The following is a 14,317-nucleotide window of genomic DNA, read 5'->3' as shown; positions in this document are numbered from 1 at the left end:
TTTTCTTCACCAAGTTAGCTGAGGCCGTGCCCCCGGAAAGGGAGTATTTTTCCGCAGCGTCGACTTAGCACTCATCATCAATCAGAATGGAAGAAAGCTTCACTCCACAAATTTTCATTACTTCGCAGTATGTATCAACTATGCACTTTATTGAAGGGGATAAACAAATGCAGCTTAAAGAAGACGAACGAATTGATGATCTGTTAGTAGATCAAACCATGAAAATTATTCAAAGCCCGACTAAGTTCGCCTTTTCCATCGACGCTGTGCTACTGGCAGACTTTGCTTCAACACCAAAAACAAGAGGAAAAATACTGGATCTTTGCTCAGGTAACGCCGTCATTCCATTGTTATTATCAAGACAATCTAACGTCCCCATTACAGGAGTAGAAATCCAAGCACGGCTATATGACATGGCATGCCGCAGTATTGAGTTAAATAAACTGGGCGATCAAATTGATATGATCCATGGCGATTTAAAAGATATGCCAGATCACTTTAAAAACAACAAGTTTGATTTAGTAACCGTTAATCCACCTTATTTTCGAACTGTGAATAAAAACCACCAAAATCATAATGACTATCTAACAATTGCAAGACATGAAATCTATTGTACGTTAGAAGATGTGGTACAATCGTGTAGTAAGCTTGTAAAATCAGGTGGGAAAGTAGCCATGGTACATCGTCCGTCACGTTTTGTCGATATTATTACTTTATTCAGGCAATATAAAATAGAACCTAAGCGTGTTCGTTTTGTATACCCGAAAGAAGGAAAAGAAGCAAACATTTTATTAATAGAAGGAATTAGAGATGGAAATTCAGATCTCAAGCTACTGCCACCATTATATGCTTTCGATGAAAAGGGAAAATATACAAAAGAGGTAGAAGGTATATTATATGGAAGAAAAAAATAATCATTATGTTTATATTCTTAAATGCAAGGATGAAACTTTATATACAGGCTATACAACCGATATCAAGCGAAGATTGAAAATGCATGAACAAGGTAAAGGTGCTAAATATACAAGAGGTAGAGCTCCATTTCAATTGCAGTACCAGCAACCATGTAAGACAAAATCAGAAGCATTGCAGTTAGAAGCAAAAATTAAAAAGCTTACTAGAAAGCAAAAGGAATTATGGATTGAAGAAAACCAAACGGAAAGGTATGGCGTATATGCAGATACAGAAGAGCTACCAAACTGATGCAGAAAAAGGCACATTATACGTGGTGCCGACACCAATCGGCAATTTAGAAGATATTACGATTCGTGCATTACGCATATTGGAAGAAGTTGATGCTGTTTTAGCTGAAGATACTAGAAATTCCGGGAAGCTGTTACACCATTTTGAATTGAAGAAAAAGATGATCAGCTACCATGAACATAACAAAATGGCAAGACAGGGTCAAATTCTTGAGATGCTAAGTAATGGACAAAATCTGGCTCTAGTAAGTGATGCAGGTATGCCAGGAATCTCAGACCCAGGATATGAAGTGGTACAAGCTGCAATCAAAGCAGATCTTCCAGTTGTTGTTTTACCAGGGGCAAATGCTGCATTATCAGCATTAGTTGGTTCAGGATTGCCAACTGATCATTTTTATTTTTATGGCTTTTTACCACGTAAGAAAAAAGATCGTGAACAGGCACTACAATTACTGCAATCCATTGATACAACGTTTATCTTGTATGAATCACCACACCGTATTGAGGAGACAATTAAGGTGTTAGGGGAATCGCTTGGTGTTAGACAAGTAGCAATAGCAAGGGAGTTAACCAAAAGATACGAAGAATTTATTAGAGGGACATTACCAGAAATAGCAGAATGGATAGCAGATAAATCGATAAAAGGTGAATGCTGTATTGTTGTGGAAGGAATTAAGGATCATCCACAAACGAATTGGTGGACAGACCTTACCTTAAAAGAACATGTCGAAAAAGTGATCGAACTAGAGGGATGTGCAAGTAAGGAAGCCATCAAAACCGTAGCAAAAGATCGCAATGTTACAAAAAGAGAAGTATACAGTGCTTATCATGTGGAGTAAAACTGCAAATAAAAACCCTGTTTCAATCACTGAAACAGGGTTTTTATGTATCTTATTTGTTCAATTTCTTTTGGATTTCGTCAACTAGTGTCTGAGCACCTTCAGGACTAAGTACTAGCTTTCCATCCGCTAATGTAAAGTTGTCGTCAGAGATATCACCAGTAATATGACAAGTCATATTTGGTTTATATTTTTGTAAAATAATACGCTCATCATCGACATAAATTTCAAGAGCATCTTTTTCTTCAATTCCTAAAGTACGACGTAGTTCGATCGGAATTACAACACGACCAAGCTCGTCTACCTTTCTCACAATACCTGTTGATTTCATTATTTATTCTCCCCTTTGATAAATAAATTCGGCAATATTCGACATCTATAGCGTTATAATACCATTAGTTGCCATTATTGTCAAACTTAATTTTCTCATTTTTTTCAAGCTTTTATAAAAAATTTGAAGAAATACAAGTCTATAGTTTGGTAGAGACTTTTCGACAATTTTAGATGTTTTAAACGTAAATAAAATGGTGACAATGTATTTATCACGGTTTAACCGTCCATAAGATTTACTTAAAGTTTCAGAACTGCAAGGAAGTTAACTGGGGGATCACGGACGTTAACTCTAATAATTTTCGCTATTAAGCAGTGGGATACCCTTCCCATTGCTCGAAGTCTCACTTTATAATGGAAAAATGTTCGAAAAATCGCTACAATGAAAGCAGACTGTTTATATAGATGAATATGTATTGAGGAGGTATAGCATGACAGAGCAAAAGAAAACTTTTTATCTAACGACACCAATTTATTATCCGAGTGGAAATTTACATATTGGCCATGCATATAGTACGGTTGCTGGTGATGCGATGGCGCGTTATAAAAGACTCAGAGGATATGATGTTCGTTATTTAACAGGAACAGATGAACATGGTCAAAAAATTCAAAAAAAAGCGGACGAAGCAGGAGTTACACCACAAGCATATGTGGATGAAATTGTAAGTGGCATTAAGGATTTGTGGGAAAAATTAGATATTTCTTATAGTGATTTTATTCGTACGACAGAAGAGCGTCATAAAAAAGTTGTCGAAAAAATTTTCGCTCGCTTGTTGGAACAAGGTGATATTTATTTAGATGAATATGAAGGTAAATATTGTACTTCTTGTGAATCCTTTTTTACGGAACGCCAATTAGTTGATGGACGATGTCCTGATTGTGGTGGACCTGTTGAGGATGTAAAAGAAGAATCTTATTTCTTTAAGATGAGTAAGTATGTTGATCGTTTGCTAGCTTTTTATGAAGAAAATCCAGAGTTTATCCAGCCAGAAAGCCGTAAAAATGAAATGATCAATAACTTTATTAAACCAGGATTGGAAGACTTAGCGGTATCTCGTACAACATTTGATTGGGGAATCCAAGTCCCTGGAGACCCTAAACACGTTATCTATGTATGGATTGATGCATTAAGTAATTACATTACTGCATTAGGTTATGGTACAGATGATGACAGTTTATATCAAAAATATTGGCCGGCAGACGTTCATTTGATGAGTAAAGAAATTGTGCGCTTCCATACGATTTATTGGCCAATTATGTTAATGGCGCTTGATTTACCATTACCGAAAAAAGTCTTTGCGCACGGTTGGATTTTGATGAAAGACGGAAAAATGTCGAAATCAAAAGGGAATGTTGTGAATCCGACAGATTTAACGGAGCGTTATGGATTAGACGCATTACGCTATTACTTGCTACGTGAAGTACCATTCGGTTCAGACGGTGTTTTCACACCTGAAGGATTTGTAGACCGAACAAATTACGATCTTGCCAATGACTTAGGTAACTTATTAAATCGTACAGTAGCGATGATTAATAAATACTTTGATGGTGAAATTCCAGCTTTCCGTGCTTCAGAAGAGCCGTTTGATGAACAATTAGAAATATTAGGGAAAGAGACAGTAGCTAATGTAGAAGACGCATTAGATGAGATGGGCTTTTCTGTTGCATTAACACACATTTGGAAGTATGTAAGTCGAACAAACAAATATATTGATGAAACAGAACCTTGGGTTTTAGCGAAAGATGAAAGCAGAAAAGATCGTTTAGGTAATGTCATGGCACATTTAGTCGATAGTTTACGCCGAACTGCAATTTTATTACGCCCATTCTTGACACAAACACCGAATCGAATTTTCGAACAGATTGGTGTAAGTGATAATGAAACACTTCAAACTTGGGAAAGTATGTCAGATTTTGGAGTGATTGAAGCAGGAACGAAAGTGATTAAGAAAGATCCGATCTTCCCACGTTTAGACGTTGAAAAAGAAGTACAAGTTATTAAGGACATGATGACCAAACCTGAGCCAGAGAAGAAAGAATCGAAATCCCAAGCCAAAAATGAAATAACGTATGATGATTTTATGAAGCTAGATTTACGTGTAGCAGAAGTAACGCACGCTGAGAAAATGAAAAATGCAGATAAATTATTGCGTATTCAATTAGATCTTGGTAGCGAAAAACGTCAAGTAATATCAGGTATTGCACAATACTATACTCCTGAATCATTAGTAGGGAAAAAGGTAATTTGTGTAACCAACTTAAAACCAGTTAAGCTACGTGGCCAATTGTCAGAAGGTATGATTCTATCCGGAGAAGACAAAGACGGCTCCCTATCCTTGGCTACAGTAGAATCAAACCTGCCAAACGGCTCCGTCGTAAAATAAATATCAAAAAGTATACACACATACCATTTGAAACGTGTGTGTACTTTTTATTTATGCGCAGAAAAATAGACTGCGAAGTAACGTGGATATGGAAAAGAGATATCCCCGGAAGCGCCGATCTGTTCCGAGGAAAAAGGCTTCTCTTCCAGGGAAAAGATCTTCTCTTCCGAGGATAAACGACTATATCCAGGGAAGAGAAGGCGATATCCTCGGAACAGCAAAGGATATCCCCGGAAGCGCCGTTCTGTTCCGTGGAAAAGATCCTCTCTTCCGAGGATAAACGACTATATCCAGGGAAGAGAAGTCCTGTTAACTTTGCAACTAAGCTACTTCAGTTTGTATCTACTACGAATGAAATGAGCAGAGTAGAATCAGTTTAGTTTGTTTTTTTAAGGAGGAATAGTATGTTATTTGATACACACGTTCATTTAAACGTATCGCATTTCGATGAAGACCGTGAGGAAGTATTACATCGAGCGAAAGAGGCCGGTGTCGAAAATATGGTCATTGTTGGATTTGATCATGAAACGATCCCGAAAGCAATTGAGATGGCCGAACAATATGACGATATTTATGCTGCAGTTGGCTGGCATCCAGTCGATGCTATCGATATGACTGACAAAGAACTAGAGTGGTTAGAAGAATTGTCCTCTCATCCAAAAGTAGTCGCTTTAGGTGAAATGGGCCTAGATTACCATTGGGACAAATCTCCGAAAGATGTACAAAAAGAAGTTTTTCGCAAGCAAATTCAGTTAGCCAAAAAAGTTAATTTACCTATTATTATTCATAATCGGGAAGCGACAGAAGATATTATCCAAGTGTTGCAGGAAGAAAAAGCAGAAGAAGTTGGAGGTATCATGCATTGCTACAATGATTCTGTTGACTATGTTGATGCATGCTTAAAAATGAACTTTTATATATCACTAGGTGGGCCAGTAACGTTTAAAAATGCTACTTTACCGAAGGAAGTAGCAAAGTATGTACCGGAAGATCGTTTATTGATCGAGACAGACTGTCCATTTCTCGCGCCACATCCAAATCGAGGAAAACGAAATGAGCCTGCCTACGTGAAGTTGGTTGCAGAAAAAATAGCAGAACTGCGTGAGGTAAGTTATGAAGAAATAAGTAAGCAAACAACTGAAAATGCCAAAAGATTTTTCGGTCTAATAAACTGATGCTGCCTTTAGCAGCATATGTTTCAGGCAATGTTACGGTAATGTAAACAAACTGAAATATTCTGTGGAAAAGAGCAGCAAAACCCTTTGAATTCAAGGGTTTTGCTGCTCTTTAGTTTTCATAACTCCATTTGACACTGAAAAAGGATCTTTATATAATACAACGGCGAGTAAAAAGGAGGGAAGAGTTCATGAAACGTCTTAAAATTAGTCACTTATTGAACAACAAAGACTTCATATACGCACTTTCTTTATTTGCATTTATCGGCTTTATCTGTATATCATTTTATGAATTATCAAAAGCAGAAGTTACAGTTGTTCAAGAAGATGAATCAACGACAGTCCGTACACATGCTAATACTGTCGAAGATGTTCTAAATGAACTTGCAATTGAAGTGGGAGAGCATGATGAACTTTCACATGAATTAAGTGACCTCGTAAATAGAGATATGAAAATCGAGCATACAATTGCAAATCAAGTCATAGTCAGCATAGATGGCAATGAACAAACATATTATACAACTAGTGATACAGTTGAAGAATTTTTGGCAGAACAAGATATAGAATTAACAGAAAATGATCAATTATCATTAGCAGCTAATACAGAAATAGATGATAACTTAGTAATTGGTATCGATAAAGCTTTTCAAGTTGTCATTAATGATGCTGGTGAAGAACAACAAGTCTGGACGACTGGAGGATCTGTTCAGGAATTATTAGCGGAATATGACATTGAACTAGATGAATTAGATCGTGTGGAGCCAGAACAGACTGCATCAATAAGCAAGAGCACCGATATCGAAATTACACGAGTAGAAAAAGTAACAGATGTTGTAGAAGAAGAGCAAGACTTTAGTTTGGTAAAACGAAACGATAGTTCACTTGAAAAAGGAAAAGAAGAAGTAGTATCAGAAGGTGAACCAGGTTTAATTGAAAAACACTATGAAGTTGTATTAGAAAATGGGGAAGAAGTATCCCGTGAATTAGTGAAAGAAGAAGTGAAAAAGGAAAGTAAAGAAAAAGTTGTAGCAATTGGTACGAAAGAAAACCAGCCAAAAACGACGACAACAGCTTCTGCGGATACATCTTCTAATAGTAACGGAACGGCAACCGAAACAGTATCCAGAGGTGACAATGAAGAAGAGGGTGAAACCCTTTACATGAAAGCGACAGCATACAATTGGGACTGTCCATCATGTGATGGTAGAGGTAAGACTTCTACTGGATATGATTTAAAAGCAAATCCAAATGGAGTTATAGCAGTAGACCCTAGCGTAATTCCTTTAGGTACGAAAGTTTGGGTTGAAGGATATGGATATGCAGTCGCTAGAGATACTGGCGGCAATATCAAAGGGAATAAAATTGATCTTCATATGCCAACCAAGCAAAAAGCTGAGAGCTATGGTATGAAAACAGTTCAAGTAAGAATTGTGGAATAATTGTAAAGCTTACCTTTCTAAACAAAGGTAAGCTTTTTTGTGTTAAAATGAGAAAGGCTATGAGTGTTAAATAGCAAAGCTTCTACTCAGAAGTTAGCTGATCATTCGTAACGTATAAAAGCTATAATAAGCAAGAATGGAGGAGCCTTTTTTGAAGGTGAAGGAAATCATTGTCGTAGAAGGAAAAGACGATACCGCAAAATTAAAACAGGCATTAGATGTCGATACAATAGAAACAAACGGTTCAGCTATCAACAAAGATATATTAGCACAAATTGCACATGCTAAAAATAAACGAGGTGTTATTGTATTTACTGATCCTGATTATCCAGGTCAGCGAATCAGACAAATTATAGATCAGCATGTTCCAGGTTGTAAGCATGCCTTTTTAACAAAAGCTGAAGCTGTCCCGATCAAAAAACAATCTAAGAGTCTTGGCATAGAACATGCTTCATTAGATGTTCTCCGTGAGGCACTAGGACAAGTTTATGAGTTAACAGCGAACGGCGAAACTGAAATTACCAAATCAGATCTGCTTCGTTTTGGCTTAATAGGTGGACATGGTTCAAAAGATAGAAGACAGAAGCTTGGGGAACAATTAAGAATTGGACATATTAATGGAAAGCAGTTATTAAAAAGGTTGCAGATGTTTCAAATTGGGAAAGATGAATTTGAACAAGTGATGGAACAAATAATTCAGGAGGAACGTGCATGAGCGAGCAGAAAGCAATAGCCACACCGAAACGAACAAGAGAAATCCTTAAAAAATATGGCTTTTCATTTAAAAAAAGTTTGGGGCAGAATTTCCTCATCGATATAAATATTTTAAAAAATATAATTCATAATGCTGGCATTACGAAAGAAATCAATGCAATTGAGATTGGTCCTGGTATTGGTGCACTTACAGAACAATTAGCTATTGCTGCTAATAAAGTTGTCGCATTTGAAATAGACGGACGTTTGGTACCGATTTTAGAAGATACTTTACAAGCGTATGATAACGTAAAACTTATCAATCAAGATATTCTCAAAGCAGATTTTGAAGAGGTATGGGACAGGTATTTTCAAGATGATAAACCAGTGAAAGTAGTGGCGAATCTCCCTTATTACATAACAACACCTATCTTAATGCAATTATTGATGGCTAATTTACCAATATCAAGTATTACAGTAATGATTCAAAAAGAAGTTGCTGAAAGGATGGCAGCTGCTGAAAATACAAAAGAATATGGATCTTTATCGATAGCAATCCAGTACTATACAGAAGCAAAAGTAAAAATGGTTGTACCGAAAACAGTTTTTATGCCGCAGCCACGCGTAGACTCAGCAGTTTTGCATTTAGAAAAGCGAACAACTCCACCAGTTGACGTTGAGGATGAGAAATTCTTTTTTCAATTAGTTCAAGCAAGCTTTCAACAACGAAGAAAAACATTGCGTAACAATTTATCACGACATTTTAAAGATATACTGTCAAAGGATCAGATAGAAGAAGGGTTTGACCGAGTTGGAATTGATGGGACAAGACGAGGAGAATCTTTAAATATTCAAGAGTTTGCTACTTTAGCAAATTATTATGAGCAGTATGTAAAAGAAACTTCCTAAAAAATTGGGAGTTTTCTTTTTTTATACATAATTTTCTTAAAAAAAGGTAAGCTAAACACATAACTTCCAAATTTTTTTGTTGACAGCTTTTGATTAATATTGGTATAATGGAATATTTTTAATTGACGGTTGGACAAGAATGTAGTATAATAAATCTTAGTGAGGTGGAGTGTATTGGCTAAAACATTGGTTGAAATCAAACAAGGTTTAGATGGAAATGTCGGCAAACGTCTACGAATTAAAGCAAATGGTGGAAGGAAGAAAACCATTGAGCGTTACGGAACATTAGCAGAAACATATCCTTCTGTTTTTATCGTTGAACTTGATCAACAAGAGAATGCATTTGAACGTGTATCTTATAGTTATGCAGATATTCTCACTGAAACAGTTGAACTGAATTTTACGGAAGAGTTAGAAGCGGTCTCAGGTGAGCAGTAAACAATGTTTACTGCTTTTTTTATGGTAAAAATTAAAACGACACATAATTTATAAACCCCGAAATAACTGGATATGGATTTGCTCTCTTCCATTCTTTTCTTGATGAGTGCATAACCATCGCTGCGGAAAAATACTCCCTTTCCGGGGGCACGGCCTCCAAAGAAAACCATTTTGCAAAGTGGATCTTTGGCTCGCACTGTTCCCCCAGGAGTGTCGCATTTTTCCGCAGCTTAGAATAGTGTTCTGGAAAAAAAGAGAGGGGAGCAAAACGTATATATTCTGGGTAAACCTTTCCAATCCCTAATTCAGAACACTTAATATAGCGCAGTATTCTGCCGGAGCGTATGTGAGCACTCATCATTAATCAGAATTGGGAGAAAGCCTCACTTTGGAAATTTTCATTAGTTCGCAGTATTTATCTAATTCGGTTAATAATGCAGTAATTGTGATATCATCTAAGCATGTGATTGCTCATGCAATTTAAAGTGCCAACAAGATGTCTTTCACCCTTTTATTACCTCGTATCATAATCAGTTGCAAACATAAAATAGGACTGTCGTAAAACACGACAGAAAGGGAGTTATCTTCAGATGGGTCGAAGACGAGGGGTAATGTCCGATCGGTTTAAAGAAGAGCTTGCTAAAGAATTAGGTTTTTACGACACGGTGCAAAAAGATGGTTGGGGTGGAATTACCGCACGAGATGCCGGTAATATGGTGAAAAGAGCAGTACAAATGGCAGAAGAGAGTTTAAAAAAGGGCAAAGTCTAAGACTTTGTCCTTTTTGCGCTTTTATTTGCTTTTATGGTATCTTTACATATAGTAAAAATCCTGAATATAAAATAGTCAGTAGGTGAGCGACTTTGTATACGATAGAAAAAGCCCCGGCTAAAATAAACTTAACCTTAGATGTACTTTATAAACGGCCAGATCAATACCATGAAGTTGAAATGGTAATGACTACAGTAGATTTGGCTGATCGAATTGAATTCTTTTTGTTAGAAGAACACAAAATAGAGGTGGCATCAGAAAACCGTTTTGTTCCTAATGATGAAAGAAATTTAGCATATCGAGCGGCAAGATTGCTAAAGGACCGTTATGATGTAAAAGAAGGTGTCCGAATTAAAATAGATAAACAAATTCCAGTGGCAGCAGGACTGGCCGGCGGGAGCAGTGATGCTGCTGCAACATTAAGAGGATTAAATCGGTTATGGAAGCTTAATTTAACGCTGGATGAATTAGCTGTTTTAGGAGCAGAGGTTGGTTCAGATGTGTCTTTTTGTGTGTATAATTCAACAGCTCTTGCCAAAGGGAGAGGGGAAGCCATTATAGAATTGCCACCACCTCCTCAATGCTGGGTGATTTTGGCAAAGCCTGTTCAAGGTGTGTCTACACAATCTGTGTATAAGTCTTTACAATTAGACGATTTAGAGCATCCTGACACAAAAGGAATGGTTAAGGCGATAAAACAATCTGATTATCAAGGCGTATGTAATAGGTTAAAAAATGTATTGGAAACCGTAACATTACCTAAAAATCCGGAAGTAGAACAAATAAAGCAACAAATGCTTCGGTCTGGTGCAGATGCTGTATTGATGAGTGGGAGCGGTCCAGCTGTATTTGGGCTAGTGCAACAAGAGAGCAGAGCAGATCGAATTTATAACAGCTTGAGGGGATTTTGTGAAGAAGTATATGTGGTACGCTTATTAGGTTGTCATCAAAGACTTGATTAAACACGTATAAAATGTTATATTTACCACAAAATATTCGGATTTTGGGGTGTAGTAATGAAAAGAAGTGATCGTCTAGTTGCGATGACCAATTATTTAGTTGAACATCCAATGGAATTAATTTCTCTTCCCTTTTTCTCTGATACATATGGTGCTGCTAAGTCTTCGATTAGTGAAGATTTGTCGATTATCAACCACATGTTCAAAGAAGATGGGATAGGTTATTTAGAATCTATTTCCGGTGCTGCTGGTGGTGTAAAATATGTGCCTAATGTCTCGGTGAAAAAAAGTGAATCCATGATCAATAAGTTATGTGAAGAGCTGGAAGATCCTAATCGGATTTTGCCTGGTGGTTATTTGTTTATGAGCGATATTTTAGGTACACCTAGTACGGTTAGAGATGTTGGTAGGCTTTTTGCTTCTCGTTTTGCAGGATTAAACATTGATTCCATTGTAACGGTAGCAACGAAAGGGATTCCTTTAGCCTATGCTGTAGCCTCGTTTTTAAATGTTCCTGTTGTCATTGTTCGTCGTGACCCGAAAGTCACGGAAGGTTCAACCGTAAGTATCAACTACGTGTCCGGTTCTTCTAAAAAAATTCAGACGATGGTGTTGTCTAAACGTAGTCTGAAACCTGGAGAAAATGTTTGTATCATCGATGATTTTATGAAGGCTGGTGGTACGATAAATGGCATGAAAAACTTACTGCAAGAATTTGATGCCAATGTGAAGGCGATTGGTGTACTGGCAGAGGCAGAGGATGAAGAAGAAGATCGTGTAGTAGATGATTATACTTCTTTGTTGCAAATCAAAAATGTAGATTCTGATAGTAAACAAATAGAGGTATTAAAAGGAAACTATTTTGAGCAGTACTAAAGGATCGTGTAAAAAGGTCTGATTATATCGAATTATGTCATTCACCGCCTTTTATAAGAAAATTTCCTTAAAAAGATAATATTTTTTAAAATTTAAGCAGGAATTTTAAAAATTTTGTTGAATTAAGATAATAAGTTCTTAAAAAGGGAAAAGGTGGTGAAACATAGTGGAAGTAACTGACGTAAGATTACGCCGCGTGAATACCGATGGAAGAATGCGAGCTATCGCATCCATTACATTAGATCATGAATTTGTGGTCCATGATATTCGAGTGATTGATGGGAATAATGGAATGTTTGTAGCAATGCCTTCTAAACGTACGCCGGATGGTGAATTTAGGGATATTGCACACCCGATTAACTCTGGTACCAGAGCAAAAATTCAAGATGCTGTTTTAGAAGAGTATCATCGTGCTGGAGAAGCTGAAGTAGAGTATGAAGAAGCAGGAGCTTCTTAAAAAAGAGTAAAAAAGTCTAATCAATTCTTTTGATTAGGCTTTTTATTTTTTGTCATCGAATATAAAATATATCCGCAAAATCCATAAACTACGAAGTAACTCGCTTGAGGATCTGCTCTTGTCCCTTCTCCCACAGAGAGTGCACAGAATAACGCTCCGGTAGAATACTGCGCTTTCCGAGGATAATGTGAGTGCCCGTGGAAAGCGCAGTATCTTGCCGGAGGGTATGCCAAAGCAAAAATCAGATTGAGAGAAAGCCCTACTTCGGAAATTTTCATTACTTCGCAGTATGTATCAATTATTCCTTAGTATCAGTAAGCGATCGATATTTTATAGATATTTAAATTATGCCATCTTTATTGAAAATACACCTGTTTTCGTATATATTCATAATTGGGATATTATTGTACAAAATGAGCAGATCCTTTTCACATAAATATACAAGAGGTGAAGAAGAACGGAGGGACTATCTTGTCAAATCGGTACGCAATTGTTTTAGCTGCAGGAAAAGGAACAAGAATGAAATCTAAATTATATAAAGTTCTCCATCCTGTTTTAGGAAAACCAATGGTACAGCATGTGGTTGATCAATTGAAAGGATTAGATCTTGCTAGTATAACGACTGTTGTTGGCTTTGGAGCTGAGAAAGTACAGGAACAATTAGGACAAACATGTGAATTTGTTATACAGGAAGAACAGTTAGGAACAGGACATGCTGTACAGCAAGCTGAAAAATATTTAGCCAATAAAAAAGGTACTACCATTGTAGTTTGCGGTGATACACCATTATTAACGAGAGACACCATACAAGCGGTATTGAACCATCATGAGAAGGAAAGTGCTGCAGTCACTATTTTAACTGCCCATGCAGAGGAGCCTACTGGATACGGACGAATTGTAAGAAATGCAAATAATCAAGTTAACAAAATTGTAGAGCAAAAAGATGCAACCGAAAAGGAAAAAATGATTCAAGAGATCAATACAGGCACATATTGCTTTGATAATGTATGGTTATTTGAAGCACTAAAGAAGGTATCCAATGATAATGCTCAAGGCGAGTATTATTTACCAGATGTGATCGAAATCGCTCAAGAAGAAGGCAGAAAAGTAGCTGCTTATCAGACAGATAATTTTGAAGAAACAATTGGTGTTAATGATCGTGTTGCATTATCTCAAGCAGAAATGCTTATGAAAAAGCGAATTAATGAACAACATATGAGAAATGGTGTGACCCTTATAGACCCTGCCAATACTTACATAGGTACAGATGTAAAAATCGGAACAGATGTTGTAATTGAACCCGGTTGTGTTTTAAAAGGAAGCACGACTATAGAAGATGAGGCGGTAATTGGACCGAACTCAGAAGTAAATGATTGCCATATTGGAGCGAATACTGTACTCCGTCATAGTGTCGCAACCTCAAGCTATATTGGTCAGCACGTTCAAGTTGGTCCTTTTGCACACATTCGTCCAGATGCATCGATTGGTGACGATGTAAAAGTAGGTAATTTTGTTGAAATTAAAAAGTCAAAGATAGATAATAAAAGTAAAGTTCCACATCTCAGTTATATTGGCGATGCAGAAATAGGAAGCGGCGTAAACATTGGATGTGGAGCGATTACCGTTAATTATGACGGGAAGAATAAATTTAAAACAACGATAGAAGATGATGCTTTTATCGGATGTAATGCTAACTTAATCGCACCAATTACCATTGGTAAAGGAGCATTAGTTGCAGCAGGTTCGACCATCAATCAAGATGTACCAGGTGATGCATTATCTATTGGCCGAGCAAAACAAGTTAACAAAGAGCAATACGCAAAGAAATATAAATAATTATTAAAAA

General features: G+C 36.8%; 15 protein-coding genes. 14 read left to right on the top strand and 1 reads right to left on the bottom strand.

The features are described from left to right. Positions 1-167: 167 nt before the first annotated feature. Genes J5J03_RS06155 through rsmI form a run of 3 tightly spaced genes read left to right on the top strand, consistent with a single transcriptional unit; the run spans position 168 to position 2,041 of the window. Positions 168-914, top strand: coding sequence for a tRNA1(Val) (adenine(37)-N6)-methyltransferase (locus J5J03_RS06155; RefSeq protein WP_208587364.1), 747 nt, complete (start codon positions 168-170; stop codon positions 912-914). Continuing rightward, positions 898-1,203 carry a GIY-YIG nuclease family protein gene (locus J5J03_RS06150; RefSeq protein ID WP_208587362.1) on the top strand — a complete coding sequence of 102 codons (306 nt, stop codon included), beginning with the start codon at positions 898-900 and terminating at the stop codon, positions 1,201-1,203. Before J5J03_RS06155 ends, J5J03_RS06150 begins: the two co-directional genes overlap by 17 nt. Next, positions 1,175-2,041 (top strand): 16S rRNA (cytidine(1402)-2'-O)-methyltransferase, encoded by an 867-nt coding sequence (rsmI, locus tag J5J03_RS06145; protein WP_208587360.1) that lies wholly within the window; start codon positions 1,175-1,177, stop codon positions 2,039-2,041. Before J5J03_RS06150 ends, rsmI begins: the two co-directional genes overlap by 29 nt. Before the next feature lie 52 nt (positions 2,042-2,093). Here the strand turns inward: rsmI and J5J03_RS06140 are convergent, their stop codons facing one another. Further along, positions 2,094-2,372: an AbrB/MazE/SpoVT family DNA-binding domain-containing protein gene (locus J5J03_RS06140; RefSeq protein ID WP_153836820.1), complete on the bottom strand. Its 279-nt coding sequence runs from the start codon at positions 2,370-2,372 to the stop codon at positions 2,094-2,096. Positions 2,373-2,802: 430 nt separating this feature from the next. Between J5J03_RS06140 and metG the strand changes: the two genes are divergently transcribed. From metG to glmU, 11 genes are all read left to right on the top strand, one after another. Next, complete coding sequence (gene metG, locus J5J03_RS06135; protein WP_208587358.1) at positions 2,803-4,755, top strand: methionine--tRNA ligase; 1,953 nt, start codon at positions 2,803-2,805, stop codon at positions 4,753-4,755. A gap of 404 nt (positions 4,756-5,159) precedes the next feature. Next, positions 5,160-5,930 (top strand): TatD family hydrolase, encoded by a 771-nt coding sequence (locus J5J03_RS06130; protein WP_208587356.1) that lies wholly within the window; start codon positions 5,160-5,162, stop codon positions 5,928-5,930. Between the two features lie 191 nt (positions 5,931-6,121). Next, positions 6,122-7,369, top strand: coding sequence for a G5 and 3D domain-containing protein (locus J5J03_RS22145; protein ID WP_208587354.1), 1,248 nt, complete (start codon positions 6,122-6,124; stop codon positions 7,367-7,369). 151 nt (positions 7,370-7,520) lie between these two features. After that, positions 7,521-8,084, top strand: coding sequence for a ribonuclease M5 (gene rnmV, locus J5J03_RS06120; protein ID WP_208587344.1), 564 nt, complete (start codon positions 7,521-7,523; stop codon positions 8,082-8,084). Then, positions 8,081-8,971 (top strand): 16S rRNA (adenine(1518)-N(6)/adenine(1519)-N(6))-dimethyltransferase RsmA, encoded by an 891-nt coding sequence (gene rsmA / locus J5J03_RS06115; RefSeq protein WP_208587342.1) that lies wholly within the window; start codon positions 8,081-8,083, stop codon positions 8,969-8,971. Before rnmV ends, rsmA begins: the two co-directional genes overlap by 4 nt. A gap of 174 nt (positions 8,972-9,145) precedes the next feature. Next, positions 9,146-9,409 carry a biofilm formation stimulator Veg gene (gene veg, locus J5J03_RS06110; protein WP_018934293.1) on the top strand — a complete coding sequence of 88 codons (264 nt, stop codon included), beginning with the start codon at positions 9,146-9,148 and terminating at the stop codon, positions 9,407-9,409. Between the two features lie 590 nt (positions 9,410-9,999). Beyond that, positions 10,000-10,179 (top strand): small, acid-soluble spore protein, alpha/beta type, encoded by a 180-nt coding sequence (locus J5J03_RS06105; protein WP_208587340.1) that lies wholly within the window; start codon positions 10,000-10,002, stop codon positions 10,177-10,179. Between the two features lie 92 nt (positions 10,180-10,271). Continuing rightward, positions 10,272-11,141 (top strand): 4-(cytidine 5'-diphospho)-2-C-methyl-D-erythritol kinase, encoded by an 870-nt coding sequence (ispE, locus tag J5J03_RS06100; RefSeq protein ID WP_208587338.1) that lies wholly within the window; start codon positions 10,272-10,274, stop codon positions 11,139-11,141. A 54-nt stretch (positions 11,142-11,195) separates the two neighbouring features. Continuing rightward, complete coding sequence (gene purR / locus J5J03_RS06095) at positions 11,196-12,014, top strand: pur operon repressor (RefSeq protein WP_208587336.1); 819 nt, start codon at positions 11,196-11,198, stop codon at positions 12,012-12,014. 166 nt (positions 12,015-12,180) lie between these two features. Continuing rightward, a complete protein-coding gene (spoVG, locus tag J5J03_RS06090; protein ID WP_018934289.1) occupies positions 12,181-12,471 on the top strand; it encodes a septation regulator SpoVG in 291 nt (96 codons plus the stop codon). A gap of 471 nt (positions 12,472-12,942) precedes the next feature. Next, entirely contained in the window at positions 12,943-14,307 is a 1,365-nt protein-coding gene (glmU, locus tag J5J03_RS06085) for a bifunctional UDP-N-acetylglucosamine diphosphorylase/glucosamine-1-phosphate N-acetyltransferase GlmU (protein WP_208587334.1), read from the top strand. The last annotated feature ends 10 nt before the right edge of the window (positions 14,308-14,317 follow it).

The organism is Gracilibacillus suaedae, assembly GCF_017599345.1.
In the GTDB taxonomy this organism is placed as follows: domain Bacteria; phylum Bacillota; class Bacilli; order Bacillales; family Amphibacillaceae; genus Gracilibacillus; species Gracilibacillus suaedae.
The sequence above is the reverse complement of the archived record's forward strand: the minus strand, read 5'-3'. Positions and strand labels throughout refer to the sequence as shown.